The organism is Lysobacter daejeonensis GH1-9, assembly GCF_000768355.1.
In the GTDB taxonomy this organism is placed as follows: Bacteria; Pseudomonadota; Gammaproteobacteria; order Xanthomonadales; family Xanthomonadaceae; genus Aerolutibacter; species Aerolutibacter daejeonensis.
This window is the reverse complement of the sequence record NZ_AVPU01000010.1, coordinates 1-25,364: the sequence shown is the minus strand read 5'-3', so window position 1 is coordinate 25,364 and position 25,364 is coordinate 1. Positions and strand designations below refer to the sequence as shown.

Below are 25,364 nucleotides of genomic sequence, written 5' to 3'. Positions count from 1 at the left end.
CACGCACACTGCGGCCTTCCCGATGCCCGTATGGACGGCCATGGCGAAGCTGCTGGTACTCAACGGTCCCAACCTCAACCTGCTCGGCGACCGCGAGCCGGGCATCTACGGCCGCACCACGCTGGCGCAGATCGACGGCGCCCTGCGCGCCGGCACCGAGCGCGCCGGGCACCAGTACGACAGCCTGCAGTCCAACGCCGAGCACGTGCTGGTCGACCGGGTGCAGGCTGCCCGCCACGACGGCACGGCGCTGATCCTGATCAACCCGGCCGCCTTCACCCACACCAGCGTCGCCCTGCGCGACGCGCTGGCCGCGGTGGACATTCCGTTCATCGAGGTCCACCTGTCCAACCCGCATGCCCGCGAGCCATTCCGCCGCCACAGCTACTTCAGCGACCTCGCCCTGGGCGTGATCGCCGGGTTCGGCGAGAACAGCTACCGCTTCGCGCTCGACGCGGCACTGGCGTGGCTCGACAGCCACGCGGTCTCCAAGACCAAGCCTTCCTGACGCGGTCGCCGGCCGGCCCTCGGGCACCGGCGCCCCGACTTTTTCCTTTCGCATCCACGCCCCGCCTGCCGGGGCCCGACCTAGAGGCCCAACATGGACCTGCGCAAAATCAAGAAGCTGATCGACCTGCTGGAAGAATCCAACCTCGCTGAAATCGAGATCAAGGAAGGCGAGGAGTCGGTCCGCCTGGCCCGCACCCCGAAGGGCAGCATCGTCGCGGCCGCGCCGATGATGCACGCCGCCCCGGCACCCGCACCGGTCATGCCGATGCAGGGCCCGACCGAAGCCGCCAGCGGCGGCGCGCCCAAGCCGGCCACCGACCTGCCGGCCGGCCACGTCGTACGTGCGCCGATGGTGGGCACCTTCTACGCCAGCCCGTCGCCGGACAAGCCGGCGTTCGTCACCGTCGGCCAGACGGTCAAGGCCGGCGACACGCTGGCCATCATCGAAGCGATGAAGATGTTCAACCCGATCGAGGCCGACGTGTCCGGCACCGTGCTGAAGGTGATGGCCGAGAACGGCCAGCCGATCGAGTTCGACCAGCCGCTGTTCGTGATCGGCTGAGGCGCGACGCATGCTGGATAAAGTCGTCATCGCCAACCGCGGCGAGATCGCGCTGCGCATCCTGCGCGCGTGCCACGCCCTGGGCATCCGCACGGTCGCGGTGCATTCCACCGTGGACCGCAACCTCAAGCACGTCGCCATGGCCGACGAATCGGTGTGCATCGGCCCCGCCGCGTCCACCGACAGCTACCTCAACATGGCCTCGCTGATCGCCGCGGCCGAAGTCACCGACGCGCAGGCCATCCACCCCGGCTACGGCTTCCTGTCGGAGAACGCCGACTTCGCCGAGCGCGTGGAGGAGTCGGGCTTCATCTTCATCGGGCCGAAGGCCGACACCATCCGCCTGATGGGCGACAAGGTCGAGGCGATCAAGGCGATGAAGGCCGCCGGCGTGCCGTGCGTGCCCGGCAGCGGTGGCCCGCTGGGCGATGATGCCGCGACCAACATCAAGATCGCCCGCGAAATCGGTTACCCGGTCATCGTCAAGGCCGCCGGCGGCGGCGGCGGTCGCGGTATGCGCGTAGTGCACACCGAGGCCGCGCTGGCCAACGCCATCCAGACCACCAAGTCCGAGGCCAAGGCCGCTTTCGGCAATGACATGGTCTACATGGAGAAGTTCCTGGAGAACCCGCGCCACGTGGAGATCCAGGTACTGGCCGACGGCCAGGGCCACGCCATCCACCTGGGCGAACGCGACTGCTCGATGCAGCGCCGTCACCAGAAGGTGGTGGAAGAGGCGCCGGCCCCCGGCATCACCCCCGAACAACGTGCCGAGATCGGCCGCGTGTGTGTTGAGGCGTGCATCCGCATCGGCTATCGCGGCGCCGGCACGTTCGAGTTCCTGTACGAGGACGGCCGCTTCTACTTCATCGAGATGAACACCCGCATCCAGGTGGAGCACCCGGTCACCGAGATGGTCACCGGCATCGACCTGGTGCGCGAGCAGCTCAACATCGCCGCCGGACACAAGCTCAGCCTGAAGCAGGAAGACATCGTGCTCGAAGGCCACGCCATCGAGTGCCGCATCAACGCCGAGGACCCGGACACGTTCATGCCGTGCCCCGGCCTGATCCAGCACTTCCATGCACCCGGCGGCCCCGGCGTGCGCGTGGACAGCCACATCTACGAAGGCTACCGCGTGCCGCCGAACTACGACTCGATGATCGGCAAGCTGATCGTCCACGGGCCCGACCGCGAGACGGCAATCGCACGCATGCGCGTGGCGCTGAGCGAGATGGTGGTGGACGGCATCAAGACCAACATCCCGCTGCAGCAGCGCATCCTCGCCGACGTCGGCTTCCAGCAGGGTGGACAGAACATCCACTACCTGGAAAAGCGACTGAAGGAACAGAAGGAAAAGGCGATCTCGCTGGTTTGATCGCGCCGCGCGACACAGAAAGGCCGCTCACTGGTGGGCGGCCTTTTTGCGTTCAAGGCCGTGGGCCTGCATTGATGCGTCGCTCAAGCACTTCCGCACGTACGAGGGACGCCTGCGCACTTGAGGCCGCGCGCCATTCGACGGCCACCCCGAGGCGCGGGGGTAGAATTGGCGGGATTCCCCACGGCCCGCGCCCCATGCCTTTCCTCGAACTCAGCCTGCCCTGCACCGAAGCCCAGCAACCGCGCTACGAGCGCGCCCTGGAGGACGTCGGCGCGCTGGCGGTGACCCTCGCCGACGCGCATGCCGACGCGCCCGACGAGCAGGCCATCTTCGAGCCCGGCGTGGGCGAGCAGCCGCTATGGAACGAACTGGTGCTGACGGCGCTGTTCGAGGGCGACACCAACTCAACGCTGTTGCTGTATGCACTGTCCGCCGCCGATGAAGGCCTGGACTGGTCGCGCGCGACATTCCGCGAGGTGGAAGACCAGGACTGGGAACGCGCCTGGATGGACCAGTACGAGCCGCTGCACTTTGGCGAGCGTACGTGGATCGTGCCGTGGGACGCGGAGCTGCCGGAGGAAGCGCAGCAGCAGCTCGACGCCGCCGGTAACGACGCGGCACGCACCCCCGCCATCGTCCGCCTGGACCCGGGCCTGGCCTTCGGTTCGGGCACGCACCCCACCACCGCGCTGTGCCTGCAGTGGCTGGACGGACTGGCCAACGAGGGTGCGCTGCGCGATGCGCGCGTGCTCGACTTCGGTTGCGGCAGCGGCATCCTCGCGCTGGCCGCGCTCAAGCTGGGCGCGGCGCAGGCGGTGGGTGTGGACAACGATCCGCAGGCGCTCACGGCCACCCACGACAATGCCGAACGCAACGGGGTCGGCCCGCGCATGGCGGTGTACCTGCCGCAGGACGAGCCGGTGGCCACGTACCCCGTGGTGGTGGCCAACATCCTCGCCGTCGCGCTGATCGCACTGGTGGACACCCTGGCCGCGCGCGTCGCGCCGGGCGGCAGCATCGCCTTGTCGGGCATCCTCGCTGGGCAGGAGGACGAGGTGCTTGCCGCCTACGCGGCGCACTTCGACAACCTGAAGGTCGAACGCCTCGAAGACTGGATTCGCATCAGCGGCGTGCGCCGCGCTTGATCCCGCATGGGCCGGCGTTCGCGTCCGCCCATCCACGGACGCCATCCAATCTGCGACCCAGTCCCGGTTTCGCGATCGCCCGCACGCAGGGCGACTCCCGGCGGCCACGGTCGGTTGCGTAAACTCAGGCCATGTTCTTGCGTTGCCCCCACTGCGGCTTCCTCGTTGCCCTGATCACCGCGCGTGACGGGGCGGACCCGCGTTGCCCGCAGTGCCAGGGCTCACTGCGGATGGAGGCGGCCGGTCCATCGCCGGCAGGCGCCGTGCCCGCCGATGACGCGCTCGTGGACGCGCACGCTGGCGATGGCGCCCACCCGTCGATGACCGCCACGGACTCGGGCGGTGATGCCGATGCCGATGCCGATGCCGATGCCGATGCCAATGCCAATGCCAATGCCAATGGCGATGGCGATGGCGATGGCGATGGCGATGGCGATGGCGATGGCGATGGCGATGGCGACTGTGTCGTGGATGCGGATGCGCCTGCAGACACGCAGGTGGACGCGGGCGCGGAACGGATTGAAGACATCGCCGCGCCCGTCGGGCAGCAGGTGTCCGCAGCGCCCGAGGCCGTGCCCGCTGCCGCCGCCCGCACCGCCGCCCAGCCCCCTCGCCTGGTTACCGCCCCCCGATTCGCCCGCCGCACACTGTCGATGGTCGACACCGGTCCGCGTTGGCCAGGCGTTGCCGTCATCCTCGCGCTGATCCTGCTGCTGTCGTTGCAGTTGCTGCTGTCGCAGCGCGCCCAGTTGGCCGAGCAGCCCCGCTGGCGGCCCGCCCTGGAGCGCGTGTGCGGCCTCCTGGGCTGCTCGCTGCCCGCCTGGCGCGAGCCGGAGGCGTTCGCAATGGTCACGCGCAGCGTGCGCCCCAGCCCGGTGCACCCGGGGGTACTGGAGATCACCGCCACGTTCCGGAACGATGCCGCGCGCGAACAGGCCTGGCCGGTACTGCTGCTCAGCCTGTCGGACATCCACGGCCAGACCGTGGGGGCCCGCGCCTTCGCCCCGGCGGAATACCGCGACCAGCGGACCACCGGCGACACCCTGGCCCCGGGCCAGACCGTGACCGTCTTGCTGGATGTGGTGGAACCGGCGCCCGACACGGTCGCCTTCAGCTTCGATTTCCGCTGACGGTCGCAGGTCGCGGTGACGTCTGCGACGTGGCCGCGCTAGACTCCCACCTCCCGCCAGTCCCACATTGGCCGACAGCGGCGGGACGAGACTGTTCCACAGGGGATCCGCTTGAACGCTGCCGCCGACCGCTCAGAGGCCCGCATGGGCTCGCGCGTGCCATTGCGCGACCATGTCGCCACGTCCATCCGCCGCTACCTCGGCGACCTGGACGGCTGCGAGGACAGCGCCAACCTCTACGACATCGCGCTGCGCGAGCTGGAAATCCCGCTCTTCATCGAAGTGCTGCGCCACTGCGAAGGCAACCAGAGCCGCGCCGCCACCATGCTCGGCATCCACCGCGCGACGCTGCGCAAGAAGCTGCGCGACTACGGGCTGGCCTGAGCGACAGTCCCATCCACCACCGCGCGCCCGCTCAGGTCCACCAGTAGCGGATGAGGTGGAAGAACACCGGCGCCGCGAAGCACACCGAGTCCAGCCGGTCGAGCACGCCGCCGTGGCCCTCGATCATGTGTCCCCAGTCCTTGATGCCGCGATCGCGCTTGATCGCCGACATCACCAATCCGCCATAGAAGCCCATCAGGTTGGCCACCAGCGCCAGGCCCGCGGCCTGCCAGGGGCTGAAGGGCGTGATCCACCACAGCGCCGCGCCCAAGGCGGTGGCGGACGCGACCCCACCCACGAAGCCCTCCACGGTCTTCGACGGCGACAGCCGCGGCGCGATCAAGCGGCGGCCGGCGAGCTTGCCCCACACGTACTGCAGCACGTCGGACGACTGCACCACGATCACCAGGAACGCGATCAGCAGCAGGTTGCGCCCCTCGTAGCCCGCGATGCGCAGGTTCAGCAGCGCCGGCACGTGGGCGATGCAGAACACGCAGACCATCAGCCCCCATTGCACCTTCGCCGCACGCTCCAGGTAGCGCGTGGTGTCGCCGCCGACGGTCGCCAGGATCGGCAGCAGCAGGAACGCGTACACCGGGATCAGCAGCGCGTACAGGCCGTACCAGTCGATGTACACCAGCCAGTACTGCAACGGCAGCACCACGTAAAACGCCACCAGCAACGCGTAATAGTCGCTGCGGCGCGTCGGGGTCAGCGTGATGAATTCGCGCAGGGCGAACAGCGAGACCAGCGCGAAGAGGAGGATCACGCCTTCGCGCCCGATCCAGAACGAGGCGCCGACCAGGGCCGCCATGACCCACCAGGCACGGATGCGCGCGATGAGGTTGGCGATCACCGGGTTGGGACGGCCGCGGGTGCGCCAGCGCAGCAACTCGGCAATGACGGTGGCCAGCAGCAGCACGGCGAAGATGCCGCCAAAAAGCAGGGCCGGCTCGGACAGCGAGCGCAGCGTCGTGATCATGGCTTGTCTCCACTCGGCTCGATGGCCGCCGCGTCCGCCGACAGGGCAATCAGCGCATCGCGTGCTCGCGCGAGGAAGGCGGTCTTGTCCTCCTCAGGCTGCAATCGCAGCGGTGCGCCAAACGTGGCCGTGCACAGGAGTGGCAACGGCAACAGCTTGCCCTTGGGCATGACCCGCGCCAGGTTGTCGATCCACACGGGCACGAACTCCAGTTCGGGACGCTGGCGGGCCAGATGGAACAGCCCGCTCTTGAATGGCAGCACTCCGTCGCCCTGGTTGCGCGTCCCCTCGGGGAACAGGATCAGCGACGCGCCGGTGTCCACTACCGCGCTCAGGACATCCACCGGGTTCTCGCTGCGCTGCGCAGGGTCGCGTTCGATCAGCACGCCGTTGAACACCGCGCCGATCAGGTATCGGCGCAGCGCGTCGCGATTCCAGTAATCCGCCCCCGCCACCGGGCGCACCGTGGCCCGCAACGCGGGTGGCAGCGCCGACCAGATCAGCACGAAATCGCCGTGGCTGGCGTGGTTGCCGTAGTACACGCGGCCGTGGGCGGCCGGCGTGCAATGCCAGATCGCGCGGGCCCCGGTCAGCACGCGAATTGCGGCGCTCAGCACGCGCGCGACCGCTTGCGCACACAGGCTGGCCATCAGACTCCCCCGTGCGGACGTGCCGCAAGGCATGCCACGGCCAACAACGAGGCCTGCAGCACCAGCCACGCCGCCTGATATGCGACCAGCCGACGCATGCCTTGCCAGCGCTGGTGCCAGTCGCGCCCAGCGCGTGCGGGGGACATCAGGCCCAGCCCGATAAGGCTGGCATCGAGTCTGCGCGCGGCGGACAAAACATCGCCGTCATCCAACCGCTGCAGCAGTGACACATCGAAATCCACCCGCGCGGCGCAAAAACCCTGTGCCAATCCCGCGACGCCACTGGCCAGCAACAGCCATGGTGACAGTCCCGGCGTGGCGCCCACGCCGGCAGCAGCCAGCACCAGCCACAGGGCCGTCAACGCCATCATCGCGCCGGACAGTCCCTGCAGTCGCCGAGCCTGCCGCAACAGCAAGGCCATGACCTGCAGGTCGAAGGCAGTGACGTCGCCACGCGCGCTCATGCCACCGCCCCCTGCGGCTGCGCGCCGACACCATTGGCCAGCGACTCCAACGACGCGCGATGCGCACCGCTCAGCACCACGGCGGGCCGCACACGACGCACGACGCCGATCGCCTCGTCCACCGTCCGGACGCGCCGGCTGTGCAGCAGCCAGGCGGCCATGGAGGCGGCACTGCGCGAGTACCCGAGTGCACAGCAGACCAGCACCGCGCCCCGCCCACGTACGGCTTCGATGGCGCCGGCCACCTGCACCAGCTCCGGCGACGTCGGTGCGACCAGGTCCAACATCGGCCGGACCACATCGCCCGCGTGCGCATCCGGCAGCGACAGCTCGGCGCTCACGTCGACGACGTGCGCGAACGCTTGCCGCTCGCCCTTGGCGGGGACGCGTCCCAGCCACACGCCCGCCGCCACCTCAACCGGCTGCGGCGCACGCCGCGTCCACCAGCGCGAGTTCAACCAGGCCGCCAGCAGGTATGGCGCATACAGCCAGCGCGCCGCCACGCTCAGCCGGCCATCGGCCCGCTTCTGGAAGCCGTTGGCGCCCAGTAGCGCGTAATTCAACGCAACCAGCGCCAGCGACACTGCGGGCCACAGCAGCCACAGACCGAAGCCGCCCAGCGCGCGCGCCGCCAGCACGCACACCCCCGCGCCCAGCGCATACACCAGCGCCAATCGCCAGCGCACCGGGTCGGCGGTCCAGCGCGCCGTACGCCATGGCGCCGTGGCGCGTTCCGGCCACAGCCACACGCACAGCCACCCGGCCAGCAGCCCGGTGGGGATATCGATGAAGTGGTGCTGGAACGTGGTCAGCACCGACACGCCGATCAACGCGAACCACCCGTGCAGCAACCAGCGCCAGCGCTGGCTCACGTGGTGGGAAAAGCGCACCCAGAGGATCACCAGCAGCACGATGTGCAGCGACGGCGCCTGGTTGAACGGCTTGTCGAAGCCCAGCAGCACCTCGAACAGCCAGCCAAACACGCCGTCCGTCTGCGGCCGCTCGAAGGTGTAACGCAGCGGCCACAGCAGGAAGCACGCCACCGACAGCACCTGCGCGCCCAGCAACCGCAGCGCATGGGTGTCCAGCTCGCGGCGGTCGCGGCAAACCAGCAACGACAGGCCGTAGAACAGATCGATCGACCAGTAGGGCACGATCGTCCACGCGACGAACGGAATCGACATCTCCCAGCCGAACACGATGCTGGGCACGTCGGCGACCCGCGCCGCGACGGTGTTGGCAAACCCGTAGCTGAGGAAGAACAGCGGCCCCAGCAGCGCCAACCAAACCAGGCCCCGGCGCCAGGGGCGTGCCGCCATCACTGCACTCACGCGGCAACCCGCTGCGCCAGCGACACGGTGAAGATGCCCCACGGGTCGATCCGCTGTTCCAACTTGCGGAAGCCGGCGGCATGCACCAGCTCATCCAGTTCCTGCTGGGTCCGCCGGCGCATCACCCACGCCGCGCCGCCGCGATGGCTGGTCAACGCCCGCGCGATGAACTCGAGCTGCGGGTGCCACGGTTGCCCGGTGTAGACCAGGAAGCCGCCCACCGGCACCAGGGCCGCCAGTCCGTCCAGCGAACGCCGCACCGGCGCGTTGTCCGGAAACAGCTCGTACAAACCGGACACTACGGCAAGCGTCGCGGCCGGCGTGGTCGCCGCCAGTGTCGCCCCGTCGAACGCATCGCCCTGGTCGAAGCGGGCGATGGCCTCCGCGCCCAGCTCGCTGATGAGCGCACGGCCGCAGTCGACATTGAGCTGGCTGTAGTCGCGAAGACGGATGGAGTCGGCCTGCTCCGGCCCGCGCGCGAGCGCATCCAGCACATAACGGCCGTGACCCGCCGCGATGTCGATCGCATCGACCGGCAACGAGGCGGCGCGCAGGCGGCCCATCGCCTCGCGCAACACCGACTGCAGGTGCTCGCGGCGCACGCGGATGCCACGCCAGCCGATCGCATCCAGGTACTGGCGGTCGACGAAGCGCCCCACCGGCCCCAGCCCCTGCGCCTTATCGCGATACACATAGTCCAGGCTGCTGCCCGAATCGAAACCGGTTTCCACCCCAGTGCGGATGCCGGCCGAGAGTCGGCCGCCGACACGCAGCCCGGCGCGGGTGAAGCGCCAGCGCAGGTCATCCAGTGTGCCGGGCTCGGTCGGCCACGCCAGGCGCTCGGCCTCCTCGAACGTGGGACCGCGCTCGTGCGCGTCCAGCAGCGAGGGTCGGGTATAGGCGGATTCGAAGCGTTCGCGCACGAAGGAGCGGATGGCCTCCATTGCTGGCGCGCGGTCCTTCTCGCCCAAGGTGTCGTGGTAGAACCCGGGCAGCAACCGCCGGCGCTTCACGGTGGCGCCCAGACGCTCGTAGAAGCGGTCCTGCGGTGCGCGGTGCACCACGAAGTCCTTGCCCGAGACCAGCAGCAGGGTCGGTGCGGTGATGGCCTGCGCATCGGCGACAACGCGATCCGCCGCCTCGTACAGCCCCAGCAGCACGCGTACCGAAATCGGGCGGGTGATCAGCGGGTCGGCGGCGTAACTGGCGACGCGCGCGGCGTCATGCGTCAGCCACTGCGGGCGGACGTAGCTGTTGACGAAGAAGTTGCCGCGCACACGGCTCGCCAGCCGCAGCAGCTGGCGGGCGAATGGCACGTACAGCTTCACCTTGAAGGCCGGCGAGGCCAGCACCAGCGCGCGCAACCGTGGTGCGTAATCGTGCGCCCACGTGGCGGCCACCACCGCACCCACGCTCTGGGCCACGACCACCACGTCCTCGACGCCAATGCCGTGCACCTGAGCGATGTGCGCCATGAACCGATCCAGGTCGCGCACCAGCGACTCGAAACCCGGCGCATCACCGCGCGCGCCCGGCGAGCGCCCGTTGCCGCGTGCGTCCCAGGCAAAGAAGTCGAAGTCGTCCAGCCCCAACTCGTCCACCAGGTGCGCTATGCGACCGGAGTGCTCATGCCCCCTATGCAGCAGCACCACCGCCCGCCGCGGGCCTTGGGTCTCGGCAGGCTGCCAATGCCGATAGAACAACTCCGTGCCGTCAAAACTCGCAAACGCGCCTTCGTGTAGTTCCCTCACCACCACTCCTTAGTGTGCCCAACGGGTGTGTCCCGCGCTTACTCCAACCGACGTGCCCAACCTGCCCGCTGGCGCTGCAGCCCAGCGGCGGATGCCTCATCCCCTCGCGGCGCTGGCCGTGCTCAGGCCGGCACTCACCCGCCGCCACACCGTCAGCACGCACAGCGCGCTGCCAGCATGCAGCGCCCAGCCCACCGCGGGCGCGTGAGCCCAGCCGAAGGCCAGCAACACGCCCAGCACGCCGATCAGGAACGCGCGGTCGCTCTTGCCCATCGGCCCGTCGTAACGGCGCGCCACGCCCACCATCACGCCCAGCACGCCGGCGTATTCGGTCAGCACTGCCAGGCCGGCGAACAGCAGCACCGGGGCGGCGGCCATCCCCGGCACCGCCAGCAGGGCCAGGTACAGCGCCACGTCGGAGACGACGTCACACAATTCGTTGAGGTACGCGCCCAGGTGCGACTGCTGCCCGTGCTCGCGCGCCAGCATCCCGTCGATGGCATTGAGCGCCATGCGCACCAGCATCCACGCCGGCAGCAGCAGGAACAGCATCGGGCGTTCCGGCGCGCCCCACATCACCACGGCCATCGCCGCCAGCGAAAGGAGCGCGGCGGCCAAGGTCACCTGGTTGGCGGTGGCGCCGGCGGCGTGCAACCGGTGCACCAGCGGCCGCAGCAGGGTCTGGAACTGCGCTTTCAGCGCATAGATGGATGCCACGTCCTGTGCCCCTGGTCCTGTGGAGGGTGGCCGGTTCCCACGCCCGGCGTTGGCCCAAGCTTAACGGGATTGGCGGCAGCGTAGCAGGCGTACGCAAACGGGCGCAGAGGCCGGACAGTTGCGCTGGGAACCAGTGCGGGCAAGGGCTGCCCGTATAATGGCGGGCTTCCCACGCCACCCACCCCACCCCCATGACCACCGACCGTCTGCCCGTCCGCCGGGCACTGTTGTCCGTTTCCGACAAGACCGGCCTGATCGAGCTGGCCCAGGCGCTTGCCGCACGCGGCGTTGAACTGCTCTCCACCGGCGGCACCGCCAAGGCGATCCGCGACGCCGGCCTGCCGGTCAAGGACGTCAGCGACGTCACCGGCTTCCCGGAAATGATGGACGGCCGGGTCAAGACCCTGCACCCGATCGTGCACGGCGGCCTGCTGGGCCGCGCCGGCACCGACGACGCGGTGATGGCACAGCACGGCATCGAGAAGATCGACCTGCTGGTGCTGAACCTGTACCCGTTCGTGCGCGTGTCGATGGACCCCAACAGCACCTTCGACGACATCATCGAGAACATCGACATCGGTGGCCCGGCGATGCTGCGCAGCGCGGCGAAGAACTTCGCACGCGTGGCGGTGGCGACCGACCCGGCGCAGTACGCCGGCCTGGTCGAAGAGCTCAATGCCAACGACGGCACGCTGTCGGCCAAGACCCGCTTCGCGCTGTCGGTGGCCGCGTTCAACAACGTCGCCTTCTACGACGCGTGCATCAGCAACTACCTGTCCTCGCTCGACGAGAACGGCAAGCCGCAGCTGTTCCCGGCGCAGAACAACAGCAACTTCGTCAAGGTGATGGACCTGCGCTACGGCGAGAACCCGCACCAGCAGGGCGCGTTCTACCGCGACCTGTGGCCGGTGCCGGGCACGCTGGCCACCTTCACCCAGCTGCAGGGCAAGGAGCTGAGCTACAACAACCTCGCCGACGCCGACGCGGCGTGGGAGTGCGTGCGCCAGTTCGACCAGCCGGCCTGCGTGATCGTCAAGCACGCCAACCCGTGCGGCGTGGCCGAAGGTGCCAGCTGCGCCGACACGTACGAAGCCGCGTACGCCACCGACCCGACCAGCGCGTTCGGCGGCATCATCGCCTTCAACCGCACGCTGGACGCGGCCACCACCAAGGTCATCCTGGACCGCCAGTTCGTCGAGGTGCTGATCGCCCCGGATTACGAGCAGGGTGCGCTGGACTACTGCACCAAGAAGGCCAACGTGCGCGTGCTGAAGATCCCGCACGGCGACGGCAAGAACAACATCGACGTCAAGCGCGTCGGCTCGGGCCTGCTGATGCAGACCGCCGACATCCGCGAGGTGACGCGTGACGAGCTGAAGGTGGTGACCAAGGTCGCGCCGACCGAGGAGCAGCTGGGCGACCTGCTGTTCGCGTGGCGCGTGGCCAAGTTCGTGAAGTCCAACGCCATTGTCTACGCGAAGAACAAGCAGACCGTCGGCGTGGGCGCTGGGCAGATGAGCCGCGTGTACTCGGCGCGCATCGCCGGCATCAAGGCCACCGATGCGGGGCTGGTGGTGCCGGGGTCGGTGATGGCATCCGATGCATTCTTCCCGTTCCGCGACGGCATCGATGCGGCGGCGGAGGCGGGCATCAAGGCGGTGATCCAGCCGGGCGGGTCGATGCGCGATGCCGAGGTGATCGCCGCGGCGGACGAGCATGGCATCGCGATGGTGTTCACTGGGGTGCGGCACTTCAGGCACTGATGTTTGGCGGGCAATGGCTCCGGGTGGGGGCATTGCGGAAAAGCGCGCCATGGATGGCGCGCGGCGCGACTCCGCGCAGGACTGCGCGGACGGAGCGCTGCAGCAATACCCCCACCGCCAGCCTCCGTGCACAACCAACCCCCCGCCTGTCCGTCCGCTCCCGTAAAATTGCGTTGGATTCAACGTGGGCCCCAGACCGCCAGCCACCCCCGCTCCTGCGGGCAGCTGCGCATGCCCGCCCCCTCCCTCGCAGTTGAGAACCCCACCATGAAAGTCCTCGTCATCGGTTCCGGCGGCCGCGAGCACGCCCTGGCCTGGAAGCTGGCGCAGTCGCCGCGCGTGAGCGAAGTGCTGGTCGCGCCCGGCAACGCCGGCACCGCGCGCGAGCCCAAGTGCCGCAACGTAGCCGTCAACGCCACCGACATCGACGGGCTGCTGGCGCTGGTGGAGCGCGAAGGCGTGGCCGTCACCGTGGTCGGCCCCGAGGGCCCGCTGGTGGCCGGCGTGGTCGACCGCTTCCGCGCCGCCGGCCACCGCATCTTCGGACCGACGGCCGCCGCCGCACAGCTGGAGGGCAGCAAGGCCTTCGCCAAGGATTTCCTGGCGCGCCACGGCATCCCCACTGCGCACTACGCCGTGCACACGCACGTGGACGAGGCGCTGGAGTACGTGCGCGAAAAGGGCGCGCCCATCGTGATCAAGGCCGACGGCCTGGCCGCCGGCAAGGGCGTGATCGTGGCAATGACGCTGGAGGAGGCCGAGGCCGCCATCACCGACATGCTGGCCGACTACGCCTTCGGCGCCGCCGGCGCCCGCGTGGTGATCGAGGAGTTCCTCGACGGCGAGGAAGCCAGCTTCATCTCCATGGTGGACGGCACCACCGCGCTGCCCATGGCCACCAGCCAGGACCACAAGCGCGTGGGCGACGGCGACACCGGCCCCAACACCGGCGGGATGGGCGCGTACTCGCCCGCGCCGGTGGTCACGCCCGAGGTGCACGCCCGCGTGATGCGCGAGGTGGTCAACCCCACCGTGCAGGGCATGATCCAGGACGGCGTGCCGTTCACCGGCTTCCTGTACGCGGGGTTGATGATCGACAGCACCGGCGCGCCGAAGGTAATCGAGTACAACGTGCGCTTCGGCGACCCGGAAACCCAGCCGGTGATGATGCGCCTGCAGTCGGACCTGCTGGACCTGGTGGAGGCCGCCATCGACGGCCGCCTGGACGGCGTGCAGGCGCAGTGGGACCCGCGCCCCGCGCTGGGCGTGGTGATGGCGGCCGAGCACTACCCCGGCACGCCGCGCCTGGGCGACACCATCAGCACCTGGGACGTGCCCGAGGTGGAAGACACCAAGGTGTTCCACGCCGGCACCAAGCTGGACGGCGAAGACGTTGTGACGGCGGGCGGCCGCGTGCTGTGCGTGGTCGGCCTGGGCGACACCGTGGCCGAGGCGCAGCACAAGGCATACGAAGGGGTATCGGGCATTTCGTGGCACGGCGAGTTCCATCGCCATGACATCGGCTGGCGCGCCATCGCCCGCGAAGAACAGCCTGAGACGTGCTGATGCGGCTGTTCTGTTCGCTGCCCAGCCCCTTCGCCCGCAAGGTGCGGGCGCTCGCCGCCGAGAAGGGCATCGCGCTGGAACTGGTGGTGGTCGACGTGCTCGATCCCGCCAGCCCGGTCGCCGCGCTCAACCCGCTGCGCAAGGTGCCGTGCCTGGTCACCGATGACGGCGAGGCGTGGTACGACTCGCCGGTGATCTGCGAGTGGCTGGATGCGCTGCCGGGCCCGCGCCTGATTCCTGGCGAATTCGCCACGCGCATGGCGGTGAAGCGCATCGAGGCGCTGGCCGATGGCGTCATGGACGCCGGCGTGGCGATCCGCCTGGAGAGCATCTACGCCGGCCGCGCCGAGCACGAGCGCAGCGCGGGCTGGATGGACTGGCAGTGGCTGAAGGTGGAAGGCGGCGTGCGCGAGCTGGAGCGCCAGCTGGGCGAGCGCGCATGGTTCGTGGGCGATGGCCTGACCCTGGCAGATATCAGCGTGGCCTGCGCACTGGAATGGCTGGATTTCCGCCTGCCCGACCGCGCGTGGCGACCGTTGGCGCCGCGCCTGTCGGCATGGCTGGACACCGCGGCGTCGCGCCCGGCCTTGGCCTCAACCGGGCCCGCGCAGGCGGCCTGAGCGTCCACGGACGCCCCATCGCGCCCGCCTCGCGCCGCCCCCGGGTGCCGCGCCCCTCAGTCCTTGGGGAACGCGGCCATGTCCATCCACATCGCTTCCCACACGTGGCCGTCCGGGTCGGCGAGGTTGCGGTTGTACATGAAGCCCAGGTCCTGCTTCGGGTTGATGTCGGCCGCGCCACCGTGGGTGGCCGCCGCCTCGTTCATCGCATCCACCGCGTCGCGGCTGTCCAGCGAGATCGCCAGCAGCACCTCGCTGGAGGTCTTGGGCGGGATCGGGCGGCTGGTGAACGTGCGCCACTTGTCGTGGGTCAGCAGCATCACGTTGATCGTCTCACTCCAGACCATGCACGCGGCGGTGTCGTCGGTGAACTGGGGGTTGTTGGTGAAGCCCAGCGCCTCGTAGAACGCCATCGAAGCGGCGAGGTCGGCGACGGGGAGGTTGACGAAGATCATGCGGGTCATCACGGGGTCCTTGATTGGGGTTCTGCCTGTACGACGAACCACCGATGCGGAAATCGACACGGGCCGATGAAGGGGTTGGCCACTGACCGGGCGGCGCGAAACGGACCGGCCGCCCCGTGCGCTACGGCAGCAACTGGATGCCGAACGGCCGCAACGCCAGCGCGAACAGGCCGAAGCACGCCACGGTGATGGCCACGCTGGCCACCATCGTGGGCCAGAAGCCGATGCGCCCCAGCAGGAACGGGAACGCGAGGAACATCGGCAGCGTGGGCACCACGTACCAGAACGTGTACCAGGCATGGTTGGCGATCTTGGTCTGTGGCTGCTTCTCGACATAAAGCCAGATCAGCGCGAGCACGGTGACCAGCGGCAGCGCGGCGACGAAGCCGCCGAGCTTGTCGCTGCGCTTGGCGGCTTCGGAGACGGCGACCACGATGGCGGCGGTGAGGAGGTATTTGGTGATTAGCCAGGCCATGGGTGACTTCCTTGGGGCGGCGGCTTTCCCGCAATGATGGCGTAGCCAATGTGATCGCACATTGACGTTGGCGCGGCCCCTCACTTGCCCGGAAGCATGCCGGCCAACGTCTGCATCCAACCCAACCGAAGCAGCAGGACCAGGGCCGCGACGTTGAGCAGCACGGTCAGCCAGAACGTCGATTGGAACGGCACCTTGACGGTCTTGTGTCGGAATTGCTGTTGCGCGATCAGCGCCCCCGGCCAGCCCCCCAACAGGTCGAGCAGGTGCAGCGTGCTCTCGGGTACCCGACTCTCGCTCGCCCCAGCGGCGTCCTTGTCCCGCCAGTACACCAAGTAAGTCACGAAGCTTACGGTCCAATAGGCCAACGCCACGCTGACGGGCAGCCGGCCCACGACGGCGGCCGCGGTGATGCACAGCAGAACCAGCATGCCCAGCGCCAGTCGTGGAATGCGGCGCAACGGTGACGACGCCGACCGCCTGCGCGGCGCGGCGGTCGCGATTCGCTGCCCCGCAAAGCGGACACGGGAGGCATTGATCCTGCCCGCCGCGTCCTTCGATACCTCGAACGAGATCAAATCACCGTCCACCGGTCGGCGCGATCCGAACTGGAACGCCTTCACGTGGACGAAGGCGCGCGGGCCGCCGTCGTGGGGCGTGACAAAGCCGTAGCCCTTGCCATCGTTCCAGTCGGTGATGCGACCTGCCTGCCGAACTTCCATGGAGTCCCCGTGCGCCGTTGCCTTCGCAAATGATGCCGCCACGGACGGCACGCAGGGGAATCCAGCCGGCCCGAAAAATTCTCCCTCGGTTGCCTGCCATCGACGTGGCTGGGTGGTCACGTAGCGGGACCGTTGGTGCCAACGCCGACCGAGCGCTTGCCGGCCCGGGCTGCGGCGTTACACGACCGGTCCGGCCATCGCCCCTCCCACCCCACCCCCATCTGCTAGGCTCCCGCCAAACCCCGGGGGCCGCATGACGCAGGACGAGTCGAAGCACCAGTCGCACACCGCGCCGACGGAACGGCGCCACAATCAGTTCGAGCTGCTCCGCCAGCGCCGCTTCCTGCCGTTCTTCCTGGTGCAGGCGCTGGGCGCCTTCAACGACAACGTCTACCGCCAGGCCATCATCGGCCTGCTGTTCTGGCTGGGCGTGTCGCCGGAGCAGCGCACGCTGTACACCAACCTGGCGCCGGCGCTGTTCATCCTGCCGTACTTCCTGTTCTCGGCCACCGCCGGGCAGATCGCCGAGAAGCTGGAGAAGTCGCGCCTGATCCGCATCACCACGGCGATGGAGATCGGGATCATGTCGCTGGCTGCGGTCGGCTTCCTGACCCAGAACATGACGGTGCTGCTGGTGGCGCTGTTCGCCACCGGCGTGCAGTCCACGCTGTTCGGGCCGGTGAAGTACTCGCTGATGCCGTCGGTGCTCAAGCCCGAGGAACTCACCGGCGGCAACGGTCTGGTGGAGATGGGCACGTCCATCTCCATCCTCACCGGCATGATCGCCGGTGGCCTGATCTTCAAGCTGGCCGGCGACCACGGCCCCGTCGTCGCCGCCACCGCGATCATCGCGCTGGCCATCACCGGCAACCTCATCAGTCGCCTGATCCCACGCGCGGAAGCCGGCGCACCGGACCTGAAGATCCACCTCAACCCCATCCCCGAATCCCTCGCGGTGCTGCGCCTGGCCAAGAAGCAGCTGGCGGTGCGCAACGCGGTGCTGGGCGTGTCGTGGTTCTGGTTCGTCGGCACCATGCTGACCGCGCAGCTGCCCACCTACGCCGAGGTCAACCTCGGCGGCGCGGAGACGCTGTACCTGTTCGTGCTGGCGCTGTTCTCCGTCGGCACCGGCCTGGGCTCGCTGCTGTGCGAGAAGTTGTCGGCGCGCACCGTCGAAATCGGCCTGGTGCCGCTGGGTGCGTTCGGCATGAGCGCGTTCCTGTTCGACCTGTACTTCGCGCGCACCGGGGCGCCGCCGGCCACCGGTTTGAGCGTCGCGGCCTTCCTGCAGCAGCCGGGCAGCTGGCGCATCGTGCTCGACCTGACCGGCGTGGGTCTGTTCACCGGCTTCTTCGTGGTGCCGCTGTTCGCGCTGATCCAGAGCCGCACCCCGCGCGGCGAGATCGCCCGCGTGATCGCCGGCCTCAACATCCAGAACTCCGGCTTCGTGGTGCTGGCCGCCGTGCTGGGGGTGGTGCTGCAGATGGCGGCGCTGAACGTGTTTGGCCTGCGCATCCCACTGCCCGACTGGAGCATCCCGCAGTTGTTCCTGGCCTTGGCCGTGGCCAACACGCTGGTGGCGCTGTGGATCTTCACCATCGTGCCCGAGTTCCTGATGCGGTTCCTGAGCTGGGTGCTGGTGCGCACGCTGTACCGCCTGCGCGTGCGCGGCATCGAGGCCCACGTGCCCGACGAAGGCCCGGCGCTGATCGTGTGCAACCACGTCAGCTACATGGACGCACTGATCCTGGCGGCCAGCATCCCGCGGCCGGTGCGCTTCGTCATGTACTACAAGATCTTCAACATCCCGGTGATGCGCTGGATCTTCCGCACCGCGAAGGCCATCCCCATCGCCGGCGCGCGCGAGAACCCGGAGATCATGCAGCGCGCCTTCGACGAGATCGACGCGGCATTGGCCGACGGGCAGATCGTCGGCATCTTCCCCGAGGGCGCGCTGACCAAGGACGGCGAGATAGCGGCGTTCAAGTCCGGCGTGGAGCGGATCCTCGAGCGCCGCCCGGTGCCGGTGGTGCCGATGGCCCTGCGCGGTATGTGGACCAGCATGTGGAGCCGCCGCGACACGCGCCTGGGCCGCATGCGCGTGCCACGCCGCTTCCGCGCACACGTGGACGTGATCGCCGATCCGCCGTTCGATCCCGCCTCCGCTTCGGCCGAAGTGCTCGAGGCCAAGGTGCGCGAGTTGCGCGGCTCAGCCGCCTGACTCTAACGACACTGCCTTCGGGTGGGGACGTTGCCCTCGGTGGGCATTGCTACTCGGCTCCGTCGGCGCATCCTGCGCCGAGTCGCCGCCGCGCGCCATCCATGGCCCGCTCTCCGCAATACCCACCGAGGACAACGTCCTTTGACGGCGTTCGAGTATTCGGCTCGACAACACGCGCCCGACTGGCGCTGAGCCGCATGGTCTTGGCTGGTGCTCTTTAAACCCGCCCACCACGATGGTTGAGGAGGCGGGGCGTGGGGGCTATTGCGGAAAAGCGCGCCATGGATGGCGCGCGGCGCGACTCGCGGCAGGATGCCGCGACGGAGCGCTGGAGCAATGGCCCCCACGCCCCGCCTCCGTCCCTTAGCGCCAAGATATGCGCCAAAACACCCGAGAAAAAACGGGGCTAGCTAACCCACCCCGCGATAACAAACAGAGCGAGCACCGCCAACCACACCAACAGGCACCGCCACACCAGGCTCATCGCATCGCGCAATTCCGGCAGATCCGTTGCCACCGCCATGTAACGCGCCGGCACCACGCCGTTCTCGTCGGCGTAGTCACTGGCCTCCTCGACCAGTTCAGAGCGCACGCTCGCCCGCGCCACCGCGCTGAGGAAGCGGTTGTCCAGCGACGCCGACGCCCCGCCTGCCTCACGCCACGCCGCCAGCACCGTGTCGAAGTTACCCACCAGCGCCAGCGCCAGCGTCATCAGCTGCGCCACCGGCCAATCCAGCACGGCCAGCAATCGACGCGCACCTTCGCTGGTCGTCGACGGCAGTTGCGTGGCCGCCTCGCCTTCCACCGCCAGCACCGCCAGGCGGTACAGCAGCGCGCCCACCGGGCCCAGCAGCAGGAACCACAACAGCACGCCAAACCAGCGCCGCAGCGCATTGCGGAACACCGCCTCGACCAGTGAGCCGCCGTCCATCAACGGTTCCTGTCCGGCCGGCCACAAGCGCGCCGCGGCTTCGCGCCGCGCCACCGGGTCGGACGCCGCGGTGATCGCATCCACATCCACGTCGAGATCGCGCGGGCCCCACGCGTACACCAGCACCGCCACCGCGAACAGCAGGCCCACCAGGCCCAGCAGCGGCAGGTCCAAGGCCAGCTGGAACAGTCCCACCACCAGCAGCGGCGGCACCATCGCGATGGCGATGCCGAAGCGGCCGCGCCACGCGCTGCCTTCGCCAAACCGCACCGACAGCCAGCGCAGCCAGTCGGTGAACCAGTCGTACTGCCGCAGCGCCGCCACGAACGGTTGCGCCAGGTGCCCCAGCAGCAGGGCAATGATCACGGCGATCAGGGTGACGGACATGGCGTCTCCTTTTGGTCCGAGGGACCTTGTACCGATTCTAGCCCCTGATCACGACTACAACCGTGCTGCGGGCACGGGTGGCGCTGCGCCAGCCGGACATCGGGCACGGCCGCGCATGCCGTCGCCCCAGCGCTTCAACCCGCGAGTCGCGAATCAACCCACGCGTCGATCAGCCAACGCGCGATCGAGATGCGCGGCGACAACAGCAAACCCTGGCCCGGGTCGTCATGCCGGCGCTGCTGCGCCGCACGCACTTCGTCCAGGGTGAACCAGCGCGCGTCTTCCAGTTCGTCGTTCACGCGCGGCTCGTCCGGCTCCGCGTGCGCGGTGAAGCCCAGCATCAGTGCCGACGGGAACGGCCACGGCTGCGACGCGGCATAGCGGCAGGCGTGCACGCGCACGCCGGTTTCCTCGGCCACTTCGCGCACCACGGTCTGCTCCAGCGATTCGCCCGGCTCGACGAAGCCGGCGATGACCGAATAGCGACGCGCTGGCCAGCCGGCCTGCCGGCCCAGCAGCAGGCGCTCACCATCGCTGACGGCGACGATCACCGCAGGGTCGGTGCGCGGGTAGTGCTCAGTGTTGCATTGCGTGCAGCGGCCCAGCCAGCCCGCGCGCGAGCGGCTGACTTCGCCGCCACACACGCCGCAATACCGGTGCCGCGAACGCCAGTGCTGCAGCGCGCGCGCCTCGGCAAACACCGCGGCCTCGCGCAGCGACCACATCGCGGCGGCACCGCGCAGGTCGATGCGCGAAGGCGCTTCCCACGCGGTCAGCGCGGCATCCAGCGAGAACCACGCCACGCCATCGGCATCCAGCCCGAGGAACGCCGCCGCGCCCACACCACCGGGGCCGCCGGTGATCTCGGCACCGGTGGGCAGCAAGGGGCCATGATCGGCATCGGCAAGGGCATTGCCTTGCTCGTCCAGCACGATCACGCGGGCAGCCGGCCACAGCGCGGCCAGCGCTTCGGCGTCATCCCGCAGATGGTCGGCGCGGTCCAATGGCGCCGGTGGCACGTGGCCGCCCGGATCCCCGGCACCGATGAAGGCGAAAGGCGTGCCCGCTACGCTCACGTCGAGAACGACGAACCGCAGCCGCAGGTGGTCTTGGCGTTGGGGTTGCGGATCACGAACTGCGCGCCGTGCAGGCTCTCGGTGTAATCCACTTCGGCGCCCATCAGGTACTGCAGGCTCAGCGGGTCCACCAGCAGGGTCATGCCGTCGGTCAGCACCGCCAGGTCGTCCTCGGCCTGCGTCTCGTCGAACTCGAAGCCGTACTGGAAGCCCGAGCAGCCGCCGCCCTGGATGTACACGCGCAGCTTCAGATCGGGATTGCCCTCTTCGGCCACCAACTCGCGCACCTTGGCGGCGGCGGCGGTGGTGAACTGCAGCGGACGCTCCAGCGACTGGTAATCCGGCGCGTGGAGGGACTCGGGGGAGATGATGTCCATGCGCTCATGGTGGGGGGCCGGCACGGCGCATTCAAGCCGTGCGTGCGGAATGCGGCGTTGCAGGTGCGCTGAATCGCCCCGCATGCACCGCAAAAATCAGGGGCTCGCCGTCGCGCCCCCGCTGTCCCGCGTGGCATCGGCCCAGGTGAACGACTCGGTGACCGAGCCGCCCGAGCGTGGTTGCAGCCGCACTTCCACCCGCACGGGAGTGAAACCGGCGGGCAGGAACACGTCGCCTTCCACCTGCTCGAAATACTTGAACGAATACGCCACACCGGGCGCCTGCGGTTGCCGGCGCAGGTCCGCCCACGCCAGCTTGCGCAGTTTGCCGGCCTGCGTGCCTTCCACCGCCAGGGTCAGCTGCCCGGCGCTGACCCCGCCGCGGTTGAGGTTCTGGGTCAAGGTGGTGGCGAAGTGCCACGCATCGGCGCCCTGCGCCTGCAGGCGCAGGGCGTGCACGCTCAGACCGCGGCGTTGCCCGGTGGCGCCCACCAGCCGCTCATAGAAGGCCACGTCGGCACGCAGGCCGGCGATCTCTTCCTCGCGCTCGGCGAGGGCGCCCTGCAGGTCGCGGTTGGCGTCACGGCTGATCTGGTCGGAGCGCTTGAGCGTGGCGACCTGCTGCTCCTGCTCCTCGATGTAGGCCTTGGCCACGGCCAGTTGGCGCTCGGTGGCGGCCAGGCGGCCGCGGGTGTCGCCGCTGGAGGGCGCGAACACGCGCCATGCGCCCCAAGCGCCAAACAGCAGGGCGACGGCGACCAGCGCCGCCAGCAGGTAGGGCCCGCGGCGACCGCGCGCGGCGGGCATCGAACCGCCAGGCAGGCTGGCGGGCGGTGGGGTGGCTTCCATGACCGCTCCCGGAAAACCGGAGGAGCGATCAGCCTACTACGGCGGCGGCCTCCTGCCGCGCCTCGTCGAGGGTGGCCTCGGCGTGGATCAAGCGGCCAGTCAGCAATGCACCGGCGGCCATCTCGACCACCTTGTAGTGCACGTTGCCCTTCACCCGGGCCTTGGCGGCCAGCTCCACGCGTTCCTCGGCGTGGACGTCGCCCTCCAGGGTGCCGTTGAGCACGACGACCGGGGCACGGATCTCGCCGACAATGCTGCCGTTCTCAGCCAGGGTCAGCATGGCCGGCTTGCCTTCCTCGGCAATCACCTTGCCAACGATGCGGCCTTCCACGTACAGCCCGCCGCTGAACTGCAGGTCGCCGCGGATGGTCATCTGCGGGCCGATCAGGGTGTCGACCTGGCCCTCCGGCACGGAGGCCGACTTGCTCTTGAACTTCATTCAGGTGGTTCCGGTAGTGGAGATGTCGTTCCAGCCAAAGCTCTGGTCCAGCGCCACGCCGCCGCCACGCACGTCCACGCGCACGCGTTGCGGGGTGAAGCCGGGCGGCAGGCTCACGCTGCCCTTGAGCCGCTGGAAATAGCGGAAGGAAAAGGCCTGGGGCGGGCGCCCCGGCGACAGGTCCGACCAGGCCAGGGTGGCCGGCCGCCCGCCGCGCATGCCTTCGATGCGCAGTTGCAGTTGCCCCTGGGTGACGCCGCCGCGGTTGAGGCTCTGGGTCAGCACCACTTCGTACTGCCAGCTGCCCGGGGCCTCGGGGTCGAAGGCCACGGAATGCACGTTGAGCGGCTGCGGCTTGGCGCCGGGGCCGATCATGCGCTCGTAGAAGGCCAGGTCGGCGCGCAACTGGGCGATCTGCTCATCGCGCTGGGCCAGCGCGTCCTGCACTTCCTTGTTGGCGGCGCGGCTGATCTGGTCGGAACGGGAGAGGGTGGCTTCGCGCTGGCGCAGTTCGTCCAGTTCGCTCTGTACATGGCCCAAGCGGCCGCGGGCTTCCTCAAGGGCGGCGCTGATCACCGGCAGGCGCGGGGCCGCGGTGGACGAGGCCCACCACCAGACACCGGCCAACGAGGCCAACCAGACGACAGCCAGCCCCGCCCACACCCAGCCGCGGCGACGGGTGCGCTGCTGGGTGACCACGAAACGCGGCGGTGGTGGCTTGTTGACCATGGAATCCCCGTGAGCGCCAACAGGACACAGGCGCTCCTATACTGCGGCGGACAGTCTAGCGGGAACCCGACATGACCGATGCGCACCTGTTCGCAATTGGCGTAGTGCTGGCCTGGCTGGCGGGCATTCGCGTGTACCTGACCGTGTTCGGGGTCGGGTTGGCCGGCTTCTTCGGCTGGCTGGACCTGCCGCAGGCATTGGCCGTGGCCGCCTCGCCGTGGGTGATCGGGGTCTCGGGGGCGCTGGCGGTGGCCGAGTTCTTCGCCGACAAGATCCCCGGCGTGGATTCGGGCTGGGACCTGCTGCATACCCTGCTGCGGGTGCCCGCGGGGGCGTTCCTGGCCGCGGCCACGCTGGGCGGCGACACCGGTGAGCTGGGCGCGGGTGCGTTGGCCACCGGCGCCGGGGTGGCCTTGACCAGCCACCTGCTGAAGGCGAGCTCGCGCGCGCTGCTCAACACCTCGCCCGAGCCGGTGAGCAACTGGACCGCCTCGGTGACCGAGGACGTCGCGGTGGTCGGCGGGTTGGGCTTGGTGTTTGCCTACCCGTGGGTGGCGCTGTCGATCGTGGTAGCCATCACCGTCACCTTTGCGCTGGTGCTGTGGTGGGTGTGGCGCAAGCTGTTCCGGCGGGAGCCGCGTGTGCCGGCGGGCTGAGCACAAACAAGAACGCCACCTCGCGGTGGCGTTCTGCATGGCGCGGCGGGCGGCTGCGGTCAGCTTTCCATCTTCATCGACAGGTAGTTCTGGTCGCCCACGCGGTCCATCAGCGACAGCTGGGTCTCGATCCAGTCGATGTGCTCTTCCTCGGAGTCGAGGATGTCGGCGAACAGCTTGCGGCTGACGTAGTCGCTGACCGTCTCGCAGTACTTGATGGCTTCGCGCAGCAGCGGCACGGCCTCCAGCTCAAGCGCGAGGTCGCAGCTGAGCACTTCGCGCGGGCTCTCGCCGATCTTCAGCTTGCCCAGCGCCTGGAAGTTGGGCAGGCCATCCAGGAACAGGATGCGGTCCGACAGCTTGTCGGCGTGCTTCATCTCGTCGATGGACTCGTGGTACTCGTGGTCGGCGAGTTCCTTCAGGCCCCAGTTCTTCAGCATCTTGGCGTGCAGGAAGTACTGGTTGATGGCGGTCAGCTCGTTGAAGAGCGCCTTGTTGAGGTATTCGATGACCTTGGCGTCACCCTTCATCGGTGTGCTCCGTTTGCGTGGCAAGGCGCACTTTAGCCCGTTGCGCGCCACGAAGGACGGAACGCGAATCGCGTGCAGGCGCGGACGCGAATCAGTGGCGTTTGAGACGGGTGGGTGGCGGCAAGTCACCACCACGACGGCTGGCGGGGGCCGCCTTTAGCCCTGCCAATGGCGGGCCGTGTCGAGCCGTCAGGCGGCTTCGCGGAGCATCGGCAAGGGCAGTTCCAGCCGGACGTGGGCCTCTTCGAGGATGGCGGTAGCCATCTCGATGCAGCTGCCGCAGGTGGCGCCGGCGCCCGTACGCATGGTCAGTTCGGACATCGTGCGGCAGCCCGCTTCGGCGGCCTGGCGGATGGCGTGGTCGGTGACCCCATTGCAGATGCAGACGTACACGGCGGCGTTCGGGTGGCAGGCAACCGGATTGGCTGCATGCGCAGGGGAACACGAATGAGAATGATTGTCAATTATTGGAAGCTGAACCGGTGCTCCCGCCCCGGCCCGGCGTGCCGCCAGACTGCGGCCGCGGACGCGGGCGCGAGCGGACGGGGGGGC

At 69.1% G+C, this 25,364-nt stretch carries 26 protein-coding genes and 2 pseudogenes; 11 read left to right on the top strand and 17 right to left on the bottom strand.

The features are described from left to right. The first annotated feature begins 40 nt into the window (after nt 1-40). The 6 genes from aroQ to fis all read left to right on the top strand — a co-directional run bounded on the left by aroQ (nt 41) and on the right by fis (nt 5,112). The gene (gene aroQ, locus N800_RS07390; RefSeq protein WP_036136588.1) at nt 41-508 is read left to right on the top strand and encodes a type II 3-dehydroquinate dehydratase; all 468 of its coding nucleotides are present in this window, start codon (nt 41-43) and stop codon (nt 506-508) included. A 93-nt stretch (nt 509-601) separates the two neighbouring features. Then, nucleotides 602-1,072, top strand: a complete 471-nt coding sequence (gene accB, locus N800_RS07385; RefSeq protein ID WP_036136586.1) for an acetyl-CoA carboxylase biotin carboxyl carrier protein — start codon at nt 602-604, stop codon at nt 1,070-1,072. Between the two features lie 10 nt (nt 1,073-1,082). Beyond that, on the top strand, nt 1,083-2,450 hold the full coding sequence (gene accC, locus N800_RS07380; RefSeq protein WP_036136583.1) for an acetyl-CoA carboxylase biotin carboxylase subunit: 1,368 nt from the start codon (nt 1,083-1,085) through the stop codon (nt 2,448-2,450). Nucleotides 2,451-2,647: 197 nt separating this feature from the next. Next, the gene (prmA, locus tag N800_RS07375; RefSeq protein WP_036136582.1) at nt 2,648-3,598 is read left to right on the top strand and encodes a 50S ribosomal protein L11 methyltransferase; all 951 of its coding nucleotides are present in this window, start codon (nt 2,648-2,650) and stop codon (nt 3,596-3,598) included. Between the two features lie 263 nt (nt 3,599-3,861). Continuing rightward, nucleotides 3,862-4,728 (top strand): DUF3426 domain-containing protein, encoded by an 867-nt coding sequence (locus tag N800_RS15860; RefSeq protein ID WP_198032493.1) that lies wholly within the window; start codon nt 3,862-3,864, stop codon nt 4,726-4,728. A gap of 111 nt (nt 4,729-4,839) precedes the next feature. Then, a complete protein-coding gene (gene fis, locus N800_RS07365) occupies nt 4,840-5,112 on the top strand; it encodes a DNA-binding transcriptional regulator Fis (protein ID WP_036136579.1) in 273 nt (90 codons plus the stop codon). Nucleotides 5,113-5,143: 31 nt separating this feature from the next. Here fis and N800_RS07360 read toward each other — a convergent pair. From N800_RS07360 to N800_RS07335, 6 genes and pseudogenes are all read right to left on the bottom strand, one after another. Continuing rightward, nucleotides 5,144-6,055 (bottom strand): annotated as a pseudogene (locus N800_RS07360) (phosphatidate cytidylyltransferase); the annotation flags it as partial. Nucleotides 6,056-6,090: 35 nt separating this feature from the next. Further along, nucleotides 6,091-6,744, bottom strand: coding sequence for a lysophospholipid acyltransferase family protein (locus tag N800_RS07355; RefSeq protein WP_425476502.1), 654 nt, complete (start codon nt 6,742-6,744; stop codon nt 6,091-6,093). Then, on the bottom strand, nt 6,744-7,208 hold the full coding sequence (locus tag N800_RS07350; protein ID WP_036136576.1) for a hypothetical protein: 465 nt from the start codon (nt 7,206-7,208) through the stop codon (nt 6,744-6,746). The genes N800_RS07355 and N800_RS07350 overlap by 1 nt, the downstream gene beginning before the upstream one ends. Next, the gene (locus N800_RS07345; protein ID WP_036136573.1) at nt 7,205-8,527 is read right to left on the bottom strand and encodes a phosphatase PAP2/dual specificity phosphatase family protein; all 1,323 of its coding nucleotides are present in this window, start codon (nt 8,525-8,527) and stop codon (nt 7,205-7,207) included. The genes N800_RS07350 and N800_RS07345 overlap by 4 nt, the downstream gene beginning before the upstream one ends. An 8-nt stretch (nt 8,528-8,535) precedes the next feature. Next, complete coding sequence (locus tag N800_RS07340) at nt 8,536-10,290, bottom strand: bifunctional alpha/beta hydrolase/class I SAM-dependent methyltransferase (protein WP_036136677.1); 1,755 nt, start codon at nt 10,288-10,290, stop codon at nt 8,536-8,538. 96 nt (nt 10,291-10,386) lie between these two features. Next, entirely contained in the window at nt 10,387-11,007 is a 621-nt protein-coding gene (locus N800_RS07335) for a CDP-alcohol phosphatidyltransferase family protein (protein ID WP_036136570.1), read from the bottom strand. A 191-nt stretch (nt 11,008-11,198) separates the two neighbouring features. On the opposite strand from N800_RS07335, the gene purH reads away from it, so the two are divergent. From purH to N800_RS07320, 3 genes are all read left to right on the top strand, one after another. Next, nucleotides 11,199-12,770 carry a bifunctional phosphoribosylaminoimidazolecarboxamide formyltransferase/IMP cyclohydrolase gene (gene purH / locus N800_RS07330; protein WP_036136567.1) on the top strand — a complete coding sequence of 524 codons (1,572 nt, stop codon included), beginning with the start codon at nt 11,199-11,201 and terminating at the stop codon, nt 12,768-12,770. 267 nt (nt 12,771-13,037) lie between these two features. Beyond that, nucleotides 13,038-14,336 carry a phosphoribosylamine--glycine ligase gene (gene purD / locus N800_RS07325; RefSeq protein ID WP_036136565.1) on the top strand — a complete coding sequence of 433 codons (1,299 nt, stop codon included), beginning with the start codon at nt 13,038-13,040 and terminating at the stop codon, nt 14,334-14,336. Continuing rightward, nucleotides 14,336-14,956 (top strand): glutathione S-transferase N-terminal domain-containing protein, encoded by a 621-nt coding sequence (locus tag N800_RS07320; RefSeq protein WP_036136563.1) that lies wholly within the window; start codon nt 14,336-14,338, stop codon nt 14,954-14,956. Before purD ends, N800_RS07320 begins: the two co-directional genes overlap by 1 nt. A gap of 56 nt (nt 14,957-15,012) precedes the next feature. On the opposite strand, the gene N800_RS07315 is transcribed toward N800_RS07320, so the two are convergent. From N800_RS07315 to N800_RS07305, 3 genes are all read right to left on the bottom strand, one after another. Continuing rightward, complete coding sequence (locus N800_RS07315; RefSeq protein WP_036136561.1) at nt 15,013-15,420, bottom strand: VOC family protein; 408 nt, start codon at nt 15,418-15,420, stop codon at nt 15,013-15,015. Between the two features lie 121 nt (nt 15,421-15,541). After that, nucleotides 15,542-15,895 (bottom strand): DUF3147 family protein, encoded by a 354-nt coding sequence (locus tag N800_RS07310; protein WP_036136560.1) that lies wholly within the window; start codon nt 15,893-15,895, stop codon nt 15,542-15,544. Nucleotides 15,896-15,975: 80 nt separating this feature from the next. After that, nucleotides 15,976-16,617 carry a DUF1294 domain-containing protein gene (locus N800_RS07305; RefSeq protein WP_036136558.1) on the bottom strand — a complete coding sequence of 214 codons (642 nt, stop codon included), beginning with the start codon at nt 16,615-16,617 and terminating at the stop codon, nt 15,976-15,978. 253 nt (nt 16,618-16,870) lie between these two features. Between N800_RS07305 and N800_RS07300 the strand changes: the two genes are divergently transcribed. After that, nucleotides 16,871-18,838, top strand: a complete 1,968-nt coding sequence (locus N800_RS07300; protein ID WP_052108005.1) for an MFS transporter — start codon at nt 16,871-16,873, stop codon at nt 18,836-18,838. Nucleotides 18,839-19,244: 406 nt separating this feature from the next. Here N800_RS07300 and N800_RS07295 read toward each other — a convergent pair whose 3' ends face one another. From N800_RS07295 to N800_RS07270, 6 genes and pseudogenes are all read right to left on the bottom strand, one after another. Further along, nucleotides 19,245-20,156: a membrane protein gene (locus N800_RS07295; protein ID WP_036136556.1), complete on the bottom strand. Its 912-nt coding sequence runs from the start codon at nt 20,154-20,156 to the stop codon at nt 19,245-19,247. A 134-nt stretch (nt 20,157-20,290) separates the two neighbouring features. Then, complete coding sequence (gene nudC, locus N800_RS07290) at nt 20,291-21,202, bottom strand: NAD(+) diphosphatase (RefSeq protein WP_052108027.1); 912 nt, start codon at nt 21,200-21,202, stop codon at nt 20,291-20,293. 26 nt (nt 21,203-21,228) lie between these two features. Next, nucleotides 21,229-21,609 (bottom strand): iron-sulfur cluster insertion protein ErpA, encoded by a 381-nt coding sequence (gene erpA / locus N800_RS07285; protein ID WP_036136554.1) that lies wholly within the window; start codon nt 21,607-21,609, stop codon nt 21,229-21,231. Nucleotides 21,610-21,705: 96 nt separating this feature from the next. Next, nucleotides 21,706-22,458, bottom strand: coding sequence for a DUF6776 family protein (locus N800_RS07280; protein WP_052108004.1), 753 nt, complete (start codon nt 22,456-22,458; stop codon nt 21,706-21,708). 79 nt (nt 22,459-22,537) lie between these two features. Further along, nucleotides 22,538-22,897: pseudogene (locus tag N800_RS07275) on the bottom strand (bactofilin family protein); the annotation flags it as partial. Beyond that, complete coding sequence (locus tag N800_RS07270) at nt 22,898-23,626, bottom strand: DUF6776 family protein (protein WP_036136550.1); 729 nt, start codon at nt 23,624-23,626, stop codon at nt 22,898-22,900. 71 nt (nt 23,627-23,697) lie between these two features. On the opposite strand from N800_RS07270, the gene N800_RS07265 reads away from it, so the two are divergent. Beyond that, a complete protein-coding gene (locus tag N800_RS07265) occupies nt 23,698-24,282 on the top strand; it encodes a DUF4126 domain-containing protein (protein WP_036136548.1) in 585 nt (194 codons plus the stop codon). A 59-nt stretch (nt 24,283-24,341) separates the two neighbouring features. Here the strand turns inward: N800_RS07265 and bfr are convergent, their stop codons facing one another. Beyond that, nucleotides 24,342-24,812 carry a bacterioferritin gene (gene bfr, locus N800_RS07260; RefSeq protein WP_036136546.1) on the bottom strand — a complete coding sequence of 157 codons (471 nt, stop codon included), beginning with the start codon at nt 24,810-24,812 and terminating at the stop codon, nt 24,342-24,344. A gap of 189 nt (nt 24,813-25,001) precedes the next feature. Then, on the bottom strand, nt 25,002-25,205 hold the full coding sequence (locus N800_RS07255) for a bacterioferritin-associated ferredoxin (protein ID WP_036136544.1): 204 nt from the start codon (nt 25,203-25,205) through the stop codon (nt 25,002-25,004). Nucleotides 25,206-25,364: the final 159 nt, after the last annotated feature.

What these genes read in the sequence shown, in the direction of transcription:
- aroQ (WP_036136588.1), top strand. Translation starts at nt 41, where the DNA reads ATGGCGAAGCTGCTGGTACTCAACGGTCCCAACCTCAACCTGCTCGGC.
- accB (WP_036136586.1), top strand. Translation starts at nt 602, where the DNA reads ATGGACCTGCGCAAAATCAAGAAGCTGATCGACCTGCTGGAAGAATCC.
- accC (WP_036136583.1), top strand. Translation starts at nt 1,083, where the DNA reads ATGCTGGATAAAGTCGTCATCGCCAACCGCGGCGAGATCGCGCTGCGC.
- prmA (WP_036136582.1), top strand. Translation starts at nt 2,648, where the DNA reads ATGCCTTTCCTCGAACTCAGCCTGCCCTGCACCGAAGCCCAGCAACCG.
- N800_RS07355 (WP_425476502.1), bottom strand. Translation starts at nt 6,744, where the DNA reads ATGGCCAGCCTGTGTGCGCAAGCGGTCGCGCGCGTGCTGAGCGCCGCA.
- N800_RS07350 (WP_036136576.1), bottom strand. Translation starts at nt 7,208, where the DNA reads ATGAGCGCGCGTGGCGACGTCACTGCCTTCGACCTGCAGGTCATGGCC.
- N800_RS07345 (WP_036136573.1), bottom strand. Translation starts at nt 8,527, where the DNA reads ATGGCGGCACGCCCCTGGCGCCGGGGCCTGGTTTGGTTGGCGCTGCTG.
- purH (WP_036136567.1), top strand. Translation starts at nt 11,199, where the DNA reads ATGACCACCGACCGTCTGCCCGTCCGCCGGGCACTGTTGTCCGTTTCC.
- purD (WP_036136565.1), top strand. Translation starts at nt 13,038, where the DNA reads ATGAAAGTCCTCGTCATCGGTTCCGGCGGCCGCGAGCACGCCCTGGCC.
- N800_RS07320 (WP_036136563.1), top strand. Translation starts at nt 14,336, where the DNA reads ATGCGGCTGTTCTGTTCGCTGCCCAGCCCCTTCGCCCGCAAGGTGCGG.
- N800_RS07315 (WP_036136561.1), bottom strand. Translation starts at nt 15,420, where the DNA reads ATGACCCGCATGATCTTCGTCAACCTCCCCGTCGCCGACCTCGCCGCT.
- N800_RS07310 (WP_036136560.1), bottom strand. Translation starts at nt 15,895, where the DNA reads ATGGCCTGGCTAATCACCAAATACCTCCTCACCGCCGCCATCGTGGTC.
- N800_RS07305 (WP_036136558.1), bottom strand. Translation starts at nt 16,617, where the DNA reads ATGGAAGTTCGGCAGGCAGGTCGCATCACCGACTGGAACGATGGCAAG.
- N800_RS07300 (WP_052108005.1), top strand. Translation starts at nt 16,871, where the DNA reads ATGACGCAGGACGAGTCGAAGCACCAGTCGCACACCGCGCCGACGGAA.
- N800_RS07295 (WP_036136556.1), bottom strand. Translation starts at nt 20,156, where the DNA reads ATGTCCGTCACCCTGATCGCCGTGATCATTGCCCTGCTGCTGGGGCAC.
- erpA (WP_036136554.1), bottom strand. Translation starts at nt 21,609, where the DNA reads ATGGACATCATCTCCCCCGAGTCCCTCCACGCGCCGGATTACCAGTCG.
- N800_RS07280 (WP_052108004.1), bottom strand. Translation starts at nt 22,458, where the DNA reads ATGGAAGCCACCCCACCGCCCGCCAGCCTGCCTGGCGGTTCGATGCCC.
- N800_RS07270 (WP_036136550.1), bottom strand. Translation starts at nt 23,626, where the DNA reads ATGGTCAACAAGCCACCACCGCCGCGTTTCGTGGTCACCCAGCAGCGC.
- N800_RS07265 (WP_036136548.1), top strand. Translation starts at nt 23,698, where the DNA reads ATGACCGATGCGCACCTGTTCGCAATTGGCGTAGTGCTGGCCTGGCTG.
- bfr (WP_036136546.1), bottom strand. Translation starts at nt 24,812, where the DNA reads ATGAAGGGTGACGCCAAGGTCATCGAATACCTCAACAAGGCGCTCTTC.